Here is a 19,714-nt window from a genome sequence, read left to right as displayed (position 1 = left end):
AGGGTAACATGTATGTAACCCTGTTATTGGTTATGAGTGATTTATTGATTTTGTTGACTGAAAATTATTTTGCTTGTAATAAGGTCTCCCGATGCTACTAAGGATATCATTTTCTGTGCATCTTCTTCTGAGGACGAATAGCCTTTAGCATAACCTTTTGAACTTTTTACTTCCCAGAAATACCTACGGTCTCGGTTGTTTTTTATATCGTTGTTTAATCTATAAAAATGTTCTATTTTCTTTTCTAAAACGACTTCATTTCTGCTAACTAAGGAAATCATATGGTTGGCATGTTTTAGTGTAAGCGATGTTCCAGAATAATGTCCTTTATTGGTTTTTACAGACCAATCGTAAATTTTTACAATTTCATCTTTTGTAATAATTTCAGTTCCATTTGAAATGTTAAGAACAGGTGTTTCATTTGTAGCGTTTGTATTAAAAAAAGTAAAAACTACGGAGGCGATAATTAAAATTGAATGTTTCATGATTTTAATGTTTTTGAGTTTTAAATAATTTCTTTCTTTTCGATGGTAACTTTTTTACTGTTACACCCTTATATCAAAACCGTTTGTGTTTTGTTACCCTTTTTTTTGAAAGTTTTTTTACATTAGTAGAAAATACAAGGGTTCATGAGTCCAAAAAATATTCACGAAGACCAGAAGTACATTGATGGGTTGGTTGAAAATAACCCCTTTATTATACAAGCAATTTATGATAGGTTTGCGCCCAAAGTGGTTAACTATATAAAACAGAATAACGGAGATGCATCTCAAGCTAAAGATGTGATTCAGGAAACTATTATTACCATTTATAACCAAGCACATGAAAAAGGCTTACAATTAACGTGTCCGTTTGATGCCTATTTTTTCTTGTTGTGTAAGCGTAAATGGTTGAACCAATTAAAAAAAACAGGAAATAAGGAGGTAACAATTAGTGAAGCTGTGTTATCTAAAGATGACGATGCTCAAGAATTAGCTTTTGAAACTCATTTATTTGAACAGCAACACCAGTTATTCACTGAAATGTTTCAAAAATTAGGAAAAGCCTGTAAAGATTTACTTAAAGCAACTTTTAAAATAAAATCAATGAACGAAGTGGCTAAAAGTTTAGGTGTTACCTATGCCTATGCTAGAAAAAAGAAATCATTATGTATTGGTAAAATTACTAAAATGGTTCAGGAGTCTCCGAAGTATAATAACCTAAAATCATAAGCATGCAAGAACAAGATTATAGCATCTTTGAATCCTATCTTTCAGGAGAATTAAACCCTGATGAACAATTGGCATTTCATAAACGGCTTCAAACAGATGAGACTTTTAAACAAGCTTTTGAAACCTATAATAACACGTCAAGCTATTTGAAGCATGCAATTGGAAATGAAACTAAAAATTTGGATTTCAAAGCAAATTTAGAATCTGCTTCAAACACGTATTTTAAAAATCAAGCAAATACAAGTACTAAACAAAGGCGTATAAATCCTTGGTATTATTCTGTTGCCGCAGCGGCTATTATAATTATAGGCTTTTTTATTGGGCAACAATTTTCAAGTCCCGTTTATGCTGATTTTGCAGATTATGGCACTATAAGTTTAACCGTAAGAGGTGAGCAAGATAACTTGCTAGCAAAAGCCGAAGCGGCATTTAATAATCAGGATTATCAAGCGGCCAATGCTTATTTCACAGAACTTCTTCAGTTAGATTCTAGTCATATAGAGTTACAATTATATAAAGCCGTTTCTATGGTAGAGCTTAGTAAGTATACGGAGGCTGATGAGATTTTAATTGGCATAAGCCAATCGCCATCTGTGTTTCGTAATAAGGCTAAGTGGTATTTGGCATTAAGCAAGTTAAAGCAAGACCAAATTAATGCGTGTTTAGATGTGTTACATACCATACCTGAAGACGCTGAAGATTACAGTCAAGCGCAAAAACTGATACGCAAATTAGATTAATAGTATTGTGTAAATTGTCTAAAAAAAGTCATCAGGTTGCTGCTGACTTTTTTACTTTTGCAGGATGATAGTAACAGACACACACACACATTTATATAGTGATGCTTTTGATGAGGATCGTGCTGAGATGGTTCAAAGAGCATTAGATGCAGGTGTTTCCAGGTTTTTTATACCGGCTATAGATTCGTCTCACACCGAAGCTATGCTACAATTGGAAACCCAGTTTCCGGAACATGTTTTTTTAATGACTGGCTTACATCCAACATCGGTAAAAGCTGATTATGAATCTGAATTAGCACATGTTGAAGATTTACTTGCTAAGCGTAGTTTTTATGCAATTGGCGAAATAGGTATTGATTTATACTGGGACACAACTACATTAGATATTCAAAAAAAAGCATTTAAGCATCAAATACAATTAGCTAAAAAGTATCAGTTACCAATTGTTATTCATTGTAGAGACGCTTTTGATGCCGTTTTTGAGGTGTTAGAGTCTGAGAAATCAGAAGACTTATTCGGGATTTTTCATTGTTTTACAGGAACCTTAGAGCAGGCGGAACAAGCTATATCATATAATATGAAACTAGGTATTGGTGGTGTTGCGACTTTTAAAAACGGTAAAATTGATCAGTTTTTAAATCAAATAGATTTAAAACATATCGTTTTAGAAACCGATTCGCCGTATCTTGCTCCAAAGCCTTTTCGCGGAAAACGTAATGAAAGTGCGTATATAATAAAGGTGTTAGAAAAACTAGCAGAGCTGTATGATACAAAATCAGAAGTTATTGCTGAGGTAACAACCGAAAATTCGAAAGCTATTTTTAAAATATAAGTATGGAAAATACCCGTCCTAAAATTCTTTTAATATATACCGGTGGTACTATTGGGATGATAAAAAATCCGAATACAGGGGCTCTGAAAGCATTCGATTTTAATAATTTATTGCAACGTATTCCCGAACTGAAGCTACTTACATGTGCTATAGAAACAGTCTCATTTGAAGAACCTATAGATTCCTCAAATATGAAGCCTGACTATTGGGTGCAAATGGCTGAAATAATAGAAACCAATTACACAGATTTTGATGGGTTTGTGTTACTTCATGGAAGTGATACAATGAGTTATACGGCATCGGCATTGAGTTTTATGTTAGAGAACTTGGCTAAACCAGTTATATTAACCGGGTCACAATTACCTATAGGTGATTTACGTACTGATGCGAAAGAGAATTTAATTACGTCCATACAAATGGCGTCATTACAAATTAGAAACCGACCAGTAATACGTGAAGTAGGTTTGTATTTTGAATATAAATTATACCGTGGTAACCGAACAACTAAGATCAATGCTGAGCATTTTGAGGCGTTTGAAAGTTTAAACTATCCACATTTAGCAGAGTCTGGTGTACATCTTACTATTAATAAGGAGGCGCTTTTTGTTCCTAACGCACGAAAAAAAATGACAGTACATCGCAATTTTGACACCAATATTGCGTTAATTAAGTTGTTTCCAGGTGTTTCTAAAATAGTTTTAGAAAGTGTACTATCGAGTCCCAATATAAAAGGTGTGGTTTTAGAAACTTATGGAGCAGGAAATGCCACTACCGAAGACTGGTTTGTAAGTCTTATTAAGTCTAGCATAAAACGAGGGATACAAATTATTAATGTAACCCAATGTTCCGGAGGTAGTGTAAATATGGGGCAATACGAAACCAGTTCGCAACTAAAACAACTGGGTGTTATTTCAGGGAAAGACATCACTACGGAAGCAGCCATAACCAAGTTAATGTATCTTTTGGGAGAGAAAATATCTGCTAAAACCTTTAAAACGGTATTCGAAACGGCCTTAAGAGGAGAAATGGCATAAAATTAACTTGCAAAATTTTCGCCTTTTAAAGATTTTTCGTTATTTGCCGCCTTGTAAGAAAAACTTAATACAGAGAGGTGGCCGAGCGGTCGAAGGCGCACGCCTGGAAAGCGTGTATACCTCAAAAGGGTATCGAGGGTTCGAATCCCTTCCTCTCTGCAAAAGTATTTTTTTGTATAGGTTTGTTAACCATGTCATTAGTGATAATTTAATAGCAATGATAATATGTGTTGTCAAGTTTTAACCCTTAAGTATTTTTGTTATAACAGGCGGTTTTAAACGTGCGTTGTAAAAATAACGTCAAGAACTCTGTTGTAATTTTAATTTTTAATTACAATTTTTTTATATCTTTAACACTTTAACTAATAAAATTAAGAACAAGAACAATGAAAAGATTATTTTCTATCCTAGCCATCATGTGTTTTGTGGCATTCGGAACAGCTAACGCAACTACAAGTGCAATTTCAAGTGCAAACGCAGTTGTTACTTCAATTCAAGATGACGCCGCAGACGATGCAGGTGCAGAAGAATTAGGATTTCACCAAGAATTAAAAAAACGTTTTATTGAAGGTGGTCCAGGGTTTATGGGAATTGTATTATTATGTTTAATTCTAGGTTTAGCAATTGCTATTGAGAGAATTATCTTTTTAAACCTTTCTTCAACAAACACTAAAAAATTAACACAAAGCGTAGAAGATGCATTACAATCAGGTGGTGTTGAAGCTGCAAAAGAAGTTTGTAGAAATACAAAAGGTCCTGTTGCCTCTATTTTTTACCAAGGTTTAGATAGAACTGACGAAGGTATTGAAGCTGCTGAAAAAGCTGTTGTTGCTTACGGTGGTGTACAAATGGGACAATTAGAGAAAAATGTATCTTGGATCTCATTATTTATCGCATTAGCTCCTATGTTAGGGTTCATGGGTACGGTAATTGGTATGATTCAAGCATTCGATAAAATTCAAGCAGCCGGAGATATGCAGCCGTCATTAGTAGCGGGTGGTATTAAAGTAGCACTTTTAACAACTGTATTCGGTTTGATTGTTGCTATTATTCTTCAAATCTTTTACAATTACATCATCGCTAAAATTGACAGTATTGTTAATGACATGGAAGATGCGTCCATTACTTTAATGGATTTATTGATTAGACACAAGAAGTAATAATTAACAGCAATAATTTTTTAAATTATGAATTTACACAAAATTTTAAAAATCTTAGCAGGACTCCTAGGGCTTCTAGGTATTGTATTCCTGGTAAGAATAATATCTGAAGGTGATGAAGCGATTAAGTCGGCTGCATCAGCTGGCGATACTGCCATTGTAGACCCTTTAGCATACGTAGCTTATGTTATTATGTTTCTAACGGTTCTATTTGTAGTTGTTTTCGTTTTAAAAAACCTGTTTACTAATACTGCAACCCTTAAGAATACCCTAATTAGTGTGGGTATTTTCGGAGCTATTTTAGTTGTAGCCTATGCCGTTTCAGGTGGCGATACAAATAAATATCTTTATAATGGTATTCCTGCTACTGCGGGAGAGTCGCAAATGGTTGGCGCTGGTTTAATAGCGTTTTATATCCTTATAGCTTCAGCTGCGGTAATTATGGTATTATCGGGGGTTAAAAAACTAACGAATAAATAATTATGGCAAAAAGAGCAGCACCAGAAGTTAATGCAGGCTCAATGGCCGACATTGCTTTCTTACTATTAATTTTCTTCTTGGTTACTACAACTATCGAAATTGACTCAGGTCTAAACCGAAAGTTGCCACCAATTGAAGAAACGGAACCGCCTATTATTAAAGAAAGAAATATTTTTCAAATTACCGTAAACGGAAATAACGACTTGCTTTTAAAAGCAGCTGGAAGTGAAGGTGATTTAATAAAGCTTAAAGATTTACGTAACGCAGCCGTTGCCTTTTTGGATAACGGTGGTGGTACTGGAGATGATGCTTGTCAATCCTGTAAAGGTGCACGTAATCCGGAATCTTCTGATAACTTTCAGAAAGCTATTATTTCTTTACAAAATGATAGAGCAACAAGTTATGAAACCTACATAGCCGTACAGAACGAAATTATTGCAGCATATAATGTGTTGCGTAATCGTGAGTTTCAAGCGCGCTTTGGTAATTTAGGAATCAACTTTGTTGAAGCAGATAACGAATATAACGATGCCAGAACATCGGCTTCCAGAAAAGCGTTATTAAAAGATAAAATTGAAGAAATTAAACTTTTAATACCACAGAAGTTTTCAGAAGCAGAACCAAAAAAGTCTAACTAGTAAACCGTAACATTTATGTCTAAATTTAAAAAGAAAAAAGATGGCGGCGTACCAGCTATATCTACAGCATCATTACCTGATATTGTATTTATGTTGTTATTCTTCTTTATGGTTGCTACGGTTATGCGTCAGAATACATTAAAAATTAAAAATTCATTACCAGCTGCTGATCAAGTAGAGAAGTTAGCTAAACGTAATTTATTAATGTACATCTACGCTGGTAAACCAAGTCAATCTTATAAGCAATTTGGATCTGAAGCTCGTATTCAGCTAAATGATAAGTTTGCTGATGTTTCAGAAATTCCAGCCTTTATTGCCGCTGAACGCGATAGTAAACGTGAGGAAGAAGTTCCTTTCTTAACAACTGTATTAAGCGTTGATAAAGAAACTAACATGGGACTTGTATCTGATGTTAAACAAAAATTGCGTGAAGTAAACGCACTAAAAATAAATTATAAGACCCGAAAAGGAAATGCCATTGAAGGTCTAAACCAATAATTTACTCTTAATTTTATAATTAAAGGCGTTTTGAGAAATCTTAACGCCTTTTTTTTGTAATTTAATATTTTATTCTATTTTTCTATTCATGAAAAACGGCCTGTTTTTTTTATTTCTTTTTGCTGTCATACCTTGTGTTATGGGGCAAGAAACAAATCAACCTAAGGACTCAATTTCCGCAGATTTGGATACCAAATATCGGGAAGATCAGTTTTATTTTGCTGTAACTTACAATTTGTTGAGTGAGAAACCAGAGGGGGTATCTCAAAGTGGTTTTTCAAGTGGTTTCCATTTTGGGTTTATCAGAGACTTCCCTATTAATAAACGTCGTAACGTTGCTTTTGGCGTCGGTTTAGGTTTATCTACTAATTCTTTTAATCAGAATTTACTCATTAAAAAGGATAATCAAGACAATTTAGAATATGTGGTATTAGATAAGAGTGATACCGATTATGAGAAGAATAAGTTTACGACCTATATGGTAGAAATCCCTTTGCAAATTCGTTGGCGAACTTCAACAGCAGACGAATATCGATTTTGGCGTATTTACACGGGCTTAAACATTGGTTATTTACTTTATGACTCCTCTAAGTACCGTGGCGATTTAGGAACCATTAAAAACAGTAAAATAGCTGATTTTAATAAGTTGCAATATGGGTTAACTTTAAGTGCGGGCTATAATACTTGGAACGCTTATATTTATTACGGGTTAAATACTATTTTTAATAATGCTTCCGTAGATAATGCTCCGATAGATATGAATGCTTTAAAAATTGGCTTAGTTTTCTATATTCTTTAAGCCTTTACAACCAGTAATTTACTAATATAAGTTGTGGTAATAAACCAATAAAAAAACCAATTATTAATTCGATATTGGTATGTGCTTTTAAGTGCAAGCGTGATGTTGCAATACCTCCCATAATAACACACATTACTGCTAGTGTTCCGTTTATATTTATACTAAAGTGAATACTTAACGCTAGAAAGAACATAAATACACCTGCTACTGCCATCATGTGAATACTAGCTTTAAACTTAAGTATGGCCAATACTAAACAACTAATGGTACTAAACAGTATTCCTAAAAAGAAATAATAGAGTTCAATAATTTCATTACTAGGTAATACCCGTATTAATATTAAAATGGTAATCGTGGCATTTAAACTTAATGGAATAATGCGTTCTTTGGTTGATTTTAAATATATGGTATCCGTTTTACCTAACGATTTCAAAAGGTAATATAATAATAAGGGTAGTAGAATGGTAAGTATAAATAACGATACCAATTTAGCTTGAATAAGCGGTATAGGTAAGTATCTTGGTGATTTTGAAAAATAAAAAAGCACACCCAATAATGGCATTATAATGGGGTGAAAAATAAAGGAAATGCTTTTAAGTATAAAATTCATTATATCTTTTTTCTTAAACGCGCTACAGGAATATCCAGTTGTTCGCGGTATTTAGCAACTGTTCTTCGTGCTATAGGATACCCTTTTTCTTTAAGAATTTTAGCTAAAGCATCATCGGTTAAAGGTTTCCGTTTATTTTCTTCATCAATAACCGTTTCCAATATTGTTTTAATTTCTCTTGTTGATACTTCTTCACCCTGATCGTTTGTCATAGATTCTGAAAAGAACTCTTTTATAAGTTTTGTGCCATAAGGAGTATCTACATATTTACTATTTGCTACTCGTGAAACCGTAGAGACATCCATATCAATTTCATCAGCTATATCTTTTAAAATCATGGGACGCAATTTACGTTCATCACCAGTAAGGAAATATTCTTTTTGGTAATGCATAATTGCACTCATGGTAACAAAGAGTGTTTGTTGGCGTTGCCTAATAGCTTCAATAAACCATTTGGCAGCGTCTAACTTTTGTTTAATAAACTGAACTGCGTCTTTCTGAGTTTTTGTTTTTTCTTTGCTCTCTTTATACCCCTTCATCATGTTACTGTACTCTCTAGAAACATGAAGTTCTGGTGCGTTCCTACCGTTTAATGTTAACTCTAATTCGCCATCAACTATTTTAATGGCAAAATCGGGTACAACATGCTCTACAATTCGATTGTTACCAGCATATGATCCGCCTGGTTTTGGGTTTAGATGCTCAATTATATGAATAGCATCTTTGAGTTGCATTTCTGTTATGTCGAACTTTTGGATTAGTTTTTTGTAGTGTTTTTTAGAAAACTGTTCAAAAGCATCATCAATAATGGCTATGGCTAATTCTACATCCGGATTTTTCTCTTTGCGGTGTAATTGTATACTTAAGCATTCCTGTAGGTTTCTAGCGCCTACACCTGCAGGATCTAGTTGATGAACGGTTCGTAATACACTTTTAATTTTATCCTCGGTAGTATACACATTTTGTGTAAAAGCCAAGTCGTCCATAATATCCATTAATTCACGACGGATATAGCCACTTTCATCAACACTTCCTACAAGAAACTCGGCAATTTCGCGTTCTTCATCATCTAAGCGGAAGGTGTTTAATTGATTTTTTAAGTGTTGTGTAAATGAGGTGCCTGCCGCATATGGCATAGTTTTTTCATCATCATCAGCGCTATAATTATTAGCCTGTGTTCTGTAATCAGGCACTTCATCATCACTTAAGTATTCATCTACATTGATATCTTCTGAGTTTATTTTCTCGCTATCGTCGTAGGTATCCTCACTGTTATCAAAATCGGTATCAAAATCATCATTTAAAGATTCTTTACCGCTTTCAAGTGCTGGGTTTTCTTCCAATTCTTGTTTTAAACGTTGCTCAAATGCTTGTGTAGGCAACTGTATCAGTTTCATTAACTGAATTTGTTGCGGTGATAGCTTTTGTGATAGTTTAAAGTTTAAATATTGCTTGAGCATTTTTGATTTCAGATTTTTATAAAAATAAAAAAAACAATCTACATAAAAATGTTTAGCGAATATAGTTTTTCATTTATAATATACTTTTGAAATAAGTTCTTTTTTAATTTAATATTGTATATTCGAGTCTTCCCTACATTAAGTCACCGATTAGTATTATTAATATCTATCTATGAAAGTGCTTATAAGTGTATTAATTGTTGATGATCATCCAATGATTATTGATTCTTACTTACGAATTCTTGAATCCTATTCTCGAAATCATATTGAAACGTCATTTGTTGTAGATACTTCCAATTCTATTAGTAAAGCTGTGTTATTAGTTAATAATTCAAGAAAACAAAATCCGTACGACCTAGTGCTTTTGGGTATTTGTTTGCCAAAATGTGATATAAACAATATATATTCAGGTGCAGATTTGGGATGTCACATAAAACGAAAGATACCTCAAATTAAAATAGTTGTAATTACAGCTTTAAAAGAAACCATTAGGCTACTTAATATTATTAAGAAATTAAATCCAGAAGGTCTGTTAATAAAGAGTGATATAGATCACGTCGTTTTAGTAGCTGCTATTAAAAGTGTTTTGGATGGTCATTTTTATTACAGCCATTCAATTGTTAATGTTTTTAATACGCAAATAACTCAAAATATTGTTTTAGATGATTTGGATATACAGCTTTTAACGGAACTATCTAATTGTGCTAAAATGAAAGAGCTCGAAGAATTACTTCCTTTAACAAGGAGTGGCATAGATAAAAGAAAACGCTTGTTAAAAGAAAAATTAGGTGTTATTAGTAATAGCGATAGAGACTTGGTACTGACAGCTAAAGAAAAAGGTTTTATTTAAATTTTCCGCTTTTGCTTACTTTTTCTAGACGTTTAAATACCGTTTACTTTATTCCCTTTTCTAAATTGCACTACACTTATAAGCGTAAACCGAAAAGCTTAAATAGAGTAGGTTAAGATTTTAAAATATTTATATTTATGAAACTAGAAAAACTTAGTTCAGAAAAATTTAAAGATGTTTCAATTAACAAAGACCAAATGAGCGCTGTAAAAGGTGGTCTTGCCGATGGAGGGAGTTCGGGAGGTGCTAGTGGAGCAGGTACTGAAACTCCAGGAGGTCACAGAGATTGTGGTATGCATGGTGGAAGACTAGCTAGTTTTGATTATGGCTATGACTCTGATAGAGGTAGTTTTATATCTTATCACAATAGATCAAATATTGTGTATCATTAATTTTTTTTAAAAGCCATAAAACTTTGAATTAACAAAGTTTTATGGCTTTTATATATTAAACTTAGAAAATGAAAGAAATTAATAAATTTTTATTCATCATTTTTTTACCCATAATTGGCATTAGTCAAACTATTAAAGAATATAAGCAAAAGAATTTTGAATCTGTAAGAACAGATTCAGGAGTTTATGATTTTTGGTTGGATGCTGATGAGTATGATTTTTATAGAAATGGTGATACCATTCCATATTTTATAGACATTAAGGACTATAAGGGTATTACTAATTATGGTATTCGTTATCCATCAAACGATAGAGATAAGAATTATGCATTTATAGAAAACTTTACGATGTATAATACGACTGTTAAAATTGATAGTTGTTTTTTTAATACTGTAAATAATACAATAAAAATTTATGGGAGGGTGAAATCAAACAGAGTATGGAGAAAGAATAAGAATTTAGTGAAGGTTTTTATTGGTGCTAAACAAGACACAATTGGCTACGTTCATACTAAACATCTATATAATAAACAAAGGTCATACATGACCTATAATGGAGAACGAGTTGAGTCAGATATTATTGTAGATTCATTTCCTGGTTTTTATATTAAGGAAGCAGGAAGATTTATTACAACTAAAGAAAACAGTGAAGAGTTTGTTATTGAAGCAAAAATAGAGCAGCAAAGTATCTTAGCTTTCGGTCTTGGGAGTAGTTTTTCTGAAATATTTAATATAGGAAAAATGGTTTTTAGTGATGAAAAAACGAAAATAAATGACAAAAAAAATCATCGTTATTCAAAACCACTAGAAATCATTAAAATTAATAAGCAAATGCTTGTTCCTTTCGTAGATAATACTCCAAATTATTATAAGATAATTGAGAAAGCAGAAGACTTTATATTAAAAAAGCAATATGGTGCCGCTAGAAATGAGTACAATACTTTTTTAGAAAACAAACATTACGTTTTTGCAAGAGATATACATAATGCCGTAAGGGTTGCCATACTTTCCAGAGATTATAAAACAGCTATTATTTGGAGTGAAAAATTAGTAGCGAAAGGTGTCGGTTTAACCTATTTTGAAGCGCCTATTTTTAACAGAATAGAAAAACAACCAGAATGGCAGGATTTTATTAATGGTTTTGACGATTTGCATAGTACTTTTCTTAAAACCCAAGACACCGTTTTAATTAGAAAATTAAATGCTATAGTCGATTTAGATCAAAAATACTATGTTGGTCGTAGAAAAGGAGAATACAGTCATGAGGATGCAGTTGCTATAACAGAAATTAACGATGTAAACTTAATACAATTAATTGATGAACATGGTTTTCCAACCGAAGAAAAAATAGGTGTTTTTGTAAAAAACGACTATATAATTGACACTAATCCGAGATATCGAGTGTTGTTATATCATAGTTATCAGACTAATAGCCCTAGTTGGATGCAGCTAAAAAATATTATTGAAACAGCTTACTCTAAATTTGAATATGATTCCTTTAGAGATGGTTTTAATAATATTATTGCGCTAGGTGGTAATTGCTTTGCAATATATAAAGGAAATCTATATGTTGAAAAAGGCTGTTTTTTAGATAATTTAAAAAAGTTACAAAAACAAATACGTTTTCAATTTAATAACCCATATCATTTTATAATGAGTACTAATGATTTTGCTGTTTTTCCTTATGAAGTGCATAATGATGAAGCAAATAATAAATTTATGAAAGACCATTATAATTTTGTAGAACAACTTACAGATGATTGGCTTTGGTATGAGAAATGATTTGTTAATATGATATTAATATATTCTAAAGATATAGATGAGTTTGTTAATGATGTTATAGATTATTTAAATGTTGACTTTATAAGGTTTGGTGAAAGCGATCCTATTAAAATTAACGAAATTGTTATAACTGAATCTGGCTTAACTGTTACTGTTGAAAGCAACTTTTTTAAAGCTACTAATGTAGAAGAACTACAAGGTATTTGGTTTAATGTCGGTTGGGTTAGTACAGTGGTTAACGTTTATGAAAATGAGTGTTTCCGCATTACAAACAACCAAACCACAAAGATTGTGGTCCAACTTGCCCTAAAAATAATTGCCAAGCACTATAAAAAACTATTACCATAAAACAACTTCGTGCCATAAGTGAAACAATACGAGAAGGCAGTAGTTTATTAGGCTTAAGTGAGGCTTCACAACAATTAGGATTTAGAAGTTTAGTAACCTAACCTAAAGATAAAGGTTTTATTTAAATTTTCCGCTTTTGCTTACTTTTTCTACACGTTTAAATACCGTTTACTTTATTCCCTTTTTTAAATTGCATTACCCATATAAGCGTAAACCGAAAAGCTTAAATAGAGTAGGTTAAGATTTTAAAATATTTATATTTATGAAACTAGAAAAACTTAGTTCAGAAAAATTTAAAGATGTTTCAATTAACAAAGACCAAATGAGCGCTGTTAAAGGCGGTATTGCCGATGGAGGGAGTGCAGGAGGTGGTAGTGGGGCAGGTACTGAAACTCCAGGTGGCAGAATTACAGGTAAGATTAATGGACGGACGGCAACGTTTGATTATGGTTTTGATTCAGGAAGGTCTCAAGGGGTTATTACTTACCATAATAGATCAAACATTACTTATCACTATTAATTAGCGTTAAAGAAAAGAAGAAATTAATGTCGATTTCTTTTTTTTGTTATCCTTTTACTAAAACTATTCAAAATAGCTTTAACTATGTCCAACAATAAGTGTTCTTTATCTCTAGGTTTCGTTATTTTATTTATTTTAATTACGAATACTTCTTTTTCCCAATCTAATAAAGAATTTAGTCAAAATGATTTTGACGCCTACAAAATAAATCAAGATACTTATGATTTTTGGTGGGACGGTGATGAATACTCGCATTTTAAAAACGGTGATTCCATCCCTTACTTTGTGGATATAAAAAGTTATAAAGGTATTTTAAACTATGGTGTTGCGTATCATTCTCATGATGGAAGGACCTCTGTTTTTATCGAAGATTTTACCATGCATAATTTACGGGTAGAAATTAAATCCTGCATTTTTGATAAAAATGAAAACAAGATTTCCATCTCGGGAAAAGTAAAGTCAAATAGACAATGGCAGGGAGTGGATAAGCAAATTCAGGTAGCAATTGGCGAGATAAAAGACACATTAGCTTATGTTCGTGTTGAACATGCAATTTTTAAAGAAAAAAATTATATAACCTATCATGGAGAGCGTGTTGAAGGTGATCTTGTACTTGACTCTCTTAAAGCTTTTTATTTAAAAAATATGGTGGGTTTTGAAACAAGCAAACCATATATTGAAAAATTCTCGATAGAGGCAATCATTAATGAAAATTCTGTATTAGCGTTTGGTCTAGGATGTAGTTTTGCTGAAATTTTTAATATTGGAGACATGGTTTTTTTGAATGATAAACCAAAAATAAAAAATCCAGAAATAATAGCATTCCAAGATAAACAGCCAACACCTATTATTAGAAAAAATATGGCTGTTTTATGGCAAACTCCTGAAGAGGTTATTGTGCCAGAATACTATCAAGTAATGGATAAAGCAGAGCAGTATATTTTAAAAAAGCAATATGGTGCCGCTAGAAATGAGTACAATGCTTTTTTGAAAAATAATCATTATGTTTTTGCTCGAGATATACATAATGCCGTAAGGGTTGCCATACTTTCCAGAGATTATAAAACAGCTATTATTTGGAGTGAAAAATTAGTAGCGAAAGGTGTCGGTTTAACCTATTTTGAAGCGCCTATTTTTAACAGAATAGAAAAACAACCAGAATGGCATGATTTTATTAATGGTTTTGATGATTTGCATAGTACTTTTCTTAAAACCCAAGACACCGTTTTAATTAGAAAATTAAATGCTATAGTCGATTTAGATCAAAAATACTATGTTGGTCGTAGAAAAGGAGAATACAGTCATGAGGATGCAGTTGCTATAACAGAAATTAACGATGTAAACTTAATACAATTAATTGATGAACATGGTTTTCCAACCGAAGAAAAAATAGGTGTTTTTGTAAAAAACGACTATATAATTGACACTAATCCGAGATATCGAGTGTTGTTATATCATAGTTATCAGACTAATAGACCCAGTTGGATGCAGCTAAAAAATATTATTGAAACAGCTTACTCTAAATTTAAATATGATTCCTTTAGAGATGGTTTTAACAATATTATTGCGCTAGGTGGTAATTGCTTTGCAATATATAAAGGAAATCTATATGTTGAAAAAGGCTGTTTTTTAGATAATTTAAAAAAGTTACAAAAACAAATACGTTTTCAATTTAATAACCCATATCATTTTATAATGAGTACTAATGATTTTGCTGTTTTTCCTTATGAAGTGCATAATGATGAAGCAAATAATAAATTTATGAAAGACCATTATAATTTTGTAGAACAACTTACAGATGATTGGCTTTGGTATGAGAAATGATTTGTTAATGATGTTATAGATTATTTAAATGTTGACTTTATAAGGTTTGGTGAAAGCGATCCTATTAAAATTAACGAAATTGTTATAACTGAATCTGGCTTAACTATTACTATTGAAAACAACTTTTTTAAAGCTACTAATGTAGAAGAACTACAAGGTATTTGGTTTAATGTCGGTTGGGTTAGTACAGTGGTTAACGTTTATGAAAATGAGTGTTTCCGCATTACAAACAACCAAACCACAAAGATTGTGGTCCAACTTGCCCTAAAAATAATTGCCAAGCACTATAAAAAAACTATTACCATACAACAACTTCGTACGATAAGTGAAACAACACGAGAAGGCAGTAGTTTATTAGGCTTAAGTGAAGCTTCAGAATAATTAGTATTTAGAAGTTTAGTAATCTAACCTAAAGAAAAAGGTTTTATTTAAATTTTCCGCTTTTGCTTACTTTTAGTAAGCGAAAATCATGTATTAACTAGGTTGTATTTGTTAGTTTTGATTGCGTTAGTATAATTCTATGCGTAATGAAAAACACCTTATATCAAATCTTGTTTCAGTTTTTGAAAAACAAAAAAGATTAAGATTAATTCAGAAGCATTAAAACTACAACTTTTTGGGCACCCACCATATTCTAGTCTTCCTGCTTTAACTTGTGCAATAGAGCAACTTGACAATCTATAAATAATTATAAAAATGAAAAAAGTATTAATCTATTTAAGCATTGCTATTTTTATTACCGTTTTTATTGCAACTTATTTACTTGTAAGTTCAAAACAAAATTTAGCATTTAACATCTTTAGTTTTGTATTATTTCAAGTAATAGTATTTATAATATTATTTATTTACTATTTAATTAAAAATAAATCAGTTAAAAACGTGGTATAACACGGTATATGTAAAATAGCGGTTAAGAGGTAAACCCAATGTTTGGTTCTTTTCTGCTACTTATATTTTAAACTGAAAAATAGCACATATAAATCCAGTATTTTTCATATACAAACCCGTTGTGGTTAATTTTGACCAAACAAACAAACATTTACTTTAAACAATGGTAAATCATGAAACAAAACGATTGACAAAACACCTCAAAATCAAAATCCTACTCTTTGGAGTTTCACTGTTCCTTATCAATTGTCAAAAAGACGACGATTTTAAAAACACTGCTCCCATTGAGGTAATGGTCAAGAAACCTATAAGTATTTCAACGATACAAAAAGAACAGATTATTGCTAACAAACAGGTATGGTCATCCATCGAAAAACTAAAAACTGAACTCAATGAATTCAACGCATCCCAACAGAACAGAACGGTATACTCCGATAGTACAGGATTGGAAATAGACACCGACTTTGCCACGTACATTGAATTTGAAAACGGCTACCATTCCTTTACCTTTTTAGTAACCAATACACCTGACGATGGTGGACTACAGAATGTTCTTATAAGCCTACAGCCAGATAACAGCTACAAAGAGTTCTTGGTGCATTATGATATTACCACAGATGAAATGCAGCAACTATACAATGGACAAGAAGTAAACTTAATAAACCGCTATACCATGACCGAAATAGATTCAAGTTTTACTGAAGATATATTTTCTCGAGTGGTATTTGAAGACGAGTGTACAAGACTAGACTTTGAGCCAAATACATGCTCTTCTGGAGCGCATGAATATGGAGATAATAATTGTACCTACATCGGTGATGACAACCCAAACACACATACAGCACTGCCTGGAGGACTATACACAACAACATTAAAACCCTGCGATTTAACAGGCGGTGTAACGCCTGGTTCATCAACCCCATCTAACCAAGGACCTTATGGCAGTGTAGGTGATGGCGGAAACACCTCCTCACCAACAGCTTGTGGAGGTAGTAGAAAATGTGTGCCTGTGGATACTGATTCTGTAATGACTGAAGATCAAGAAGATGCAGCTACACTTATTTCCGATTGCAATGTTTTAAATGACTTATCGGCTAGTCCTGATTTTCCAACAAGAATGCAAGATTTAATTGCTAATGTCACTGGAAACACTGAAATCGCCTATTACGGTGAAACCAACTCTAATGATGTAACATCATTCCCTAATGATAGTAACCATAGATTTGAAAGTCTACCAAACGCTGGTGCAGTTGTTGATTTCCCATTACCTGTAAGTGTTATAAATGCTATTATACAAAATCATTTTAACGATGGTACAGGATCTTATTCTATCTTTTCACCTCAAGATTTAGCTTCCTTTTTTAGTCTTTACTCCAACAGTACTGGAAGTAGCCTAATTCAGGATTTGGATAACTTTGTAGCTATAGTACTAACGCCTGGTGAAACCGCTTCTCCTGATGATGATACTGTTTATGCATTGACCATTTCATCAACAATTGATTTTACGGCAGTTGCAGACCTTTATGCCATAAGTCCTGAACTTATAAAAGTTGAATATGAAAATAGAAAAATAAGCCCAAATATTAGTAATAATCTTAATGAAGAGCGATTGCCAAATTTTTAAAAGATAAGAATATAGGAATGAGCCTTTACCGTGGTGATAAAAACGACTTAAATAACTGGACAAGAATTAAGGCTAAAAACAATGGTGATGTTGTCAAAAGAAGCTGTAATAATTAAAAATATATAAAAATGAAAAACATAATTTTAATTTCAATGATTTCTATAGCTTTTATAAGCTGTAAAGCACAAACAATATATGATATTTCAACACCTTCAGAAACTGTTGCATCTTCAAATAATTATTATATGAAGGATATAAATAACTATAATGATGCTTTTGTTGGGGTATGGAGATGGGAAGATGGCTCAAATTCTTTTGAGATAACCCTACAGGAATTTGAAATGTATAGCGACCCAATATCTCCCAATATATACCGTGACGCAATTTATGGTAAATATACGTATATAGAAAATAATATAGTTGTTTCAGAAACAACCTCAATCGGTACTTTTGTAGATTTTAAATTGTATTTAGTATATAAATCGCCAACTGTTTATAGCGTTGTGATATCCGATGTCGTTAGTAATGATTATAAAGGTGGCACATTTACCTTACTAAATGCAAACACAGCAATATTGGAGTTGAAAGATGTACCAGGAATTAGATTGGACAATCAAACCAATGGGGAATTTAGCCTTCCAACAAATGTTGTTATGGTTAAACAATAAAAAACTAACCACAACAAAGTACTGTGGTAAAAAACAAGTAAAAACTCATTAACTTTTCACTAAAGTACTTCTATAAGTATCATCATATATTAACCCCGATTTTGCTATTGCAAAAGCTTGTTTTAACAGCTTATTACAAACCGCTATTAAGGCCAGTTTTTTACACTTTCCTTTGGCTACTATTCGTTCATAAATATCTCTACATGCCTTATTATATTTACAGGCATTAAAACTGCACATAAATAATAAATTTCGAAGCTTTTGGTTTCCTATTTTACTAATTCTACTACGGCCATTTACACTGCTTCCACTCTTTCTAATTACTGGGGTTAAACCGGCATAACTACACAATTCACTTGCGCTATTAAAACGCTCAAAACCATCTGTAAGAACAACCAACATTAATGCGGTTTTGTTCCCTATTCCTGGTATACTTTTTAAGCGGGTTAAAACCTCTTGATGTACTTCTTTAACTAATATCAGCAGCTTATCTTCCAAAGTCTTTATTTCTTTCTGAACCTGCTTTAAACTTCGTTTCAATGAGCTCACAACAACTTTACTTGGCGTACCCAATACAGCCTCTCCGTGTAATTTATTTTTTAGCATAGTACTCTGTTTTGTATACACAGCAAGGAGTCTGGTCATTTGAAGACATTCTGTTTGATGTTTGGATTGTCCTTCCCAAAGTTTTAAATCTACTTGTTGGGCATATTCACAAATCAACCTAGAATCACTCTTATCCGTTTTGATCTTGGATAATTTCATCTGGATAAAACGTTTGACTGCTAATGGATTTTCTACTGAAATTTTAATACCTATTTCTAATAAATAATAGGCTAACTGATAATGGTAATAACCAGTGGCTTCCATAACACAATGACTATCCAAATCTAAGAGTTTTGTGAATTTTTTAAAGCCAGAAATTGTGTTTTTAAATTGGTAGTAATTGCCATCTGAATCTGTCACATCAAAAACTAAATGGCTAATGTCTATTCCAAAATATTTAATATCTTTATTCATAAGAAAATGATTTTTGAAAGGACGACTACGCGAGTTTCAACGACTTAAAGGTCTAAAAGCCTCATAGAACTGTACGAAATCTGTGTAGTAAAAGAGAGGGGATTTTCAATGTTGACGAGATCTGTAGTCTCTGCGTATATAATAACCTTATTCCTCTCTTTTGTTCTTTCTAATTTATAGATCTTAATTTAGTGTTTTTATTAAAATGCTAACTTAAGCAGTATATATAAATAGCAGTTAAGAGCTAAACCCAATGTTTGGTTCTTTTTTGCTATTTATATTTTAAACAGAAAAATAGCACAAATAAATCCACTATTTTTTATATTCAAACCCATTT

General features: G+C 32.2%; 21 protein-coding genes, 1 tRNA gene and 1 pseudogene. 19 read left to right on the top strand and 4 right to left on the bottom strand.

The window, feature by feature from the left end; genetic code table 11:
- Positions 1-41: 41 nt before the first annotated feature.
- A complete protein-coding gene (locus ACW5R3_RS13570) occupies positions 42-485 on the bottom strand; it encodes a hypothetical protein (protein WP_456577554.1) in 444 nt (147 codons plus the stop codon).
- A 144-nt stretch (positions 486-629) separates the two neighbouring features.
- On the opposite strand from ACW5R3_RS13570, the gene ACW5R3_RS13565 reads away from it, so the two are divergent.
- The 10 genes from ACW5R3_RS13565 to ACW5R3_RS13520 all read left to right on the top strand — a co-directional run bounded on the left by ACW5R3_RS13565 (position 630) and on the right by ACW5R3_RS13520 (position 7,392).
- Positions 630-1,211: an RNA polymerase sigma factor gene (locus ACW5R3_RS13565; RefSeq protein WP_456577553.1), complete on the top strand. Its 582-nt coding sequence runs from the start codon at positions 630-632 to the stop codon at positions 1,209-1,211.
- A 2-nt stretch (positions 1,212-1,213) separates the two neighbouring features.
- A complete protein-coding gene (locus ACW5R3_RS13560; protein ID WP_456577552.1) occupies positions 1,214-1,951 on the top strand; it encodes a tetratricopeptide repeat protein in 738 nt (245 codons plus the stop codon).
- 64 nt (positions 1,952-2,015) lie between these two features.
- Positions 2,016-2,783, top strand: a complete 768-nt coding sequence (locus ACW5R3_RS13555) for a TatD family hydrolase (protein WP_456577551.1) — start codon at positions 2,016-2,018, stop codon at positions 2,781-2,783.
- Between the two features lie 2 nt (positions 2,784-2,785).
- Positions 2,786-3,817, top strand: a complete 1,032-nt coding sequence (locus ACW5R3_RS13550; RefSeq protein WP_456577550.1) for an asparaginase — start codon at positions 2,786-2,788, stop codon at positions 3,815-3,817.
- A gap of 71 nt (positions 3,818-3,888) precedes the next feature.
- Positions 3,889-3,976 (top strand) — tRNA-Ser (locus tag ACW5R3_RS13545).
- Positions 3,977-4,203: 227 nt separating this feature from the next.
- Entirely contained in the window at positions 4,204-4,977 is a 774-nt protein-coding gene (locus ACW5R3_RS13540; protein WP_456577549.1) for a MotA/TolQ/ExbB proton channel family protein, read from the top strand.
- A gap of 27 nt (positions 4,978-5,004) precedes the next feature.
- A complete protein-coding gene (locus ACW5R3_RS13535; protein ID WP_456577548.1) occupies positions 5,005-5,457 on the top strand; it encodes a hypothetical protein in 453 nt (150 codons plus the stop codon).
- 2 nt (positions 5,458-5,459) lie between these two features.
- Entirely contained in the window at positions 5,460-6,095 is a 636-nt protein-coding gene (locus ACW5R3_RS13530; RefSeq protein WP_456577547.1) for an ExbD/TolR family protein, read from the top strand.
- 15 nt (positions 6,096-6,110) lie between these two features.
- Positions 6,111-6,593: an ExbD/TolR family protein gene (locus ACW5R3_RS13525; protein ID WP_456577546.1), complete on the top strand. Its 483-nt coding sequence runs from the start codon at positions 6,111-6,113 to the stop codon at positions 6,591-6,593.
- Positions 6,594-6,732: 139 nt separating this feature from the next.
- A complete protein-coding gene (locus ACW5R3_RS13520) occupies positions 6,733-7,392 on the top strand; it encodes a porin family protein (RefSeq protein WP_456577545.1) in 660 nt (219 codons plus the stop codon).
- A 4-nt stretch (positions 7,393-7,396) separates the two neighbouring features.
- On the opposite strand, the gene ACW5R3_RS13515 is transcribed toward ACW5R3_RS13520, so the two are convergent.
- Complete coding sequence (locus tag ACW5R3_RS13515) at positions 7,397-8,002, bottom strand: hypothetical protein (RefSeq protein WP_456577544.1); 606 nt, start codon at positions 8,000-8,002, stop codon at positions 7,397-7,399.
- The gene (gene rpoN / locus ACW5R3_RS13510; protein WP_456577543.1) at positions 8,002-9,462 is read right to left on the bottom strand and encodes an RNA polymerase factor sigma-54; all 1,461 of its coding nucleotides are present in this window, start codon (positions 9,460-9,462) and stop codon (positions 8,002-8,004) included. The genes ACW5R3_RS13515 and rpoN overlap by 1 nt, the downstream gene beginning before the upstream one ends.
- 172 nt (positions 9,463-9,634) lie before the next feature.
- On the opposite strand from rpoN, the gene ACW5R3_RS13505 reads away from it, so the two are divergent.
- The 9 genes and pseudogenes from ACW5R3_RS13505 to ACW5R3_RS13465 all read left to right on the top strand — a co-directional run bounded on the left by ACW5R3_RS13505 (position 9,635) and on the right by ACW5R3_RS13465 (position 18,357).
- On the top strand, positions 9,635-10,312 hold the full coding sequence (locus ACW5R3_RS13505; protein ID WP_456577542.1) for a response regulator: 678 nt from the start codon (positions 9,635-9,637) through the stop codon (positions 10,310-10,312).
- A gap of 137 nt (positions 10,313-10,449) precedes the next feature.
- Positions 10,450-10,704: a hypothetical protein gene (locus tag ACW5R3_RS13500; RefSeq protein WP_456577541.1), complete on the top strand. Its 255-nt coding sequence runs from the start codon at positions 10,450-10,452 to the stop codon at positions 10,702-10,704.
- Between the two features lie 68 nt (positions 10,705-10,772).
- Positions 10,773-12,485 carry a hypothetical protein gene (locus tag ACW5R3_RS13495; protein WP_456577540.1) on the top strand — a complete coding sequence of 571 codons (1,713 nt, stop codon included), beginning with the start codon at positions 10,773-10,775 and terminating at the stop codon, positions 12,483-12,485.
- 9 nt (positions 12,486-12,494) lie between these two features.
- On the top strand, positions 12,495-12,833 hold the full coding sequence (locus ACW5R3_RS13490) for a hypothetical protein (RefSeq protein WP_456577539.1): 339 nt from the start codon (positions 12,495-12,497) through the stop codon (positions 12,831-12,833).
- 262 nt (positions 12,834-13,095) lie between these two features.
- The gene (locus ACW5R3_RS13485; RefSeq protein WP_456577538.1) at positions 13,096-13,353 is read left to right on the top strand and encodes a hypothetical protein; all 258 of its coding nucleotides are present in this window, start codon (positions 13,096-13,098) and stop codon (positions 13,351-13,353) included.
- An 84-nt stretch (positions 13,354-13,437) separates the two neighbouring features.
- Positions 13,438-15,177 (top strand): hypothetical protein, encoded by a 1,740-nt coding sequence (locus ACW5R3_RS13480; protein ID WP_456577537.1) that lies wholly within the window; start codon positions 13,438-13,440, stop codon positions 15,175-15,177.
- Between the two features lie 212 nt (positions 15,178-15,389).
- A pseudogene (locus tag ACW5R3_RS13475) lies at positions 15,390-15,555 on the top strand (cysteine peptidase family C39 domain-containing protein); the annotation flags it as partial.
- A 697-nt stretch (positions 15,556-16,252) separates the two neighbouring features.
- The gene (locus tag ACW5R3_RS13470) at positions 16,253-17,689 is read left to right on the top strand and encodes a hypothetical protein (protein WP_456577536.1); all 1,437 of its coding nucleotides are present in this window, start codon (positions 16,253-16,255) and stop codon (positions 17,687-17,689) included.
- Between the two features lie 128 nt (positions 17,690-17,817).
- A complete protein-coding gene (locus ACW5R3_RS13465) occupies positions 17,818-18,357 on the top strand; it encodes a DUF6705 family protein (protein ID WP_456577535.1) in 540 nt (179 codons plus the stop codon).
- A gap of 48 nt (positions 18,358-18,405) precedes the next feature.
- Here ACW5R3_RS13465 and ACW5R3_RS13460 read toward each other — a convergent pair whose 3' ends face one another.
- Positions 18,406-19,377, bottom strand: coding sequence for an IS110 family RNA-guided transposase (locus tag ACW5R3_RS13460; protein ID WP_456577534.1), 972 nt, complete (start codon positions 19,375-19,377; stop codon positions 18,406-18,408).
- Positions 19,378-19,714: the final 337 nt, after the last annotated feature.

The organism is Algorimicrobium bowmanii, assembly GCF_054031195.1.
This window is presented reverse-complemented; position numbering and strand designations above follow the sequence as displayed.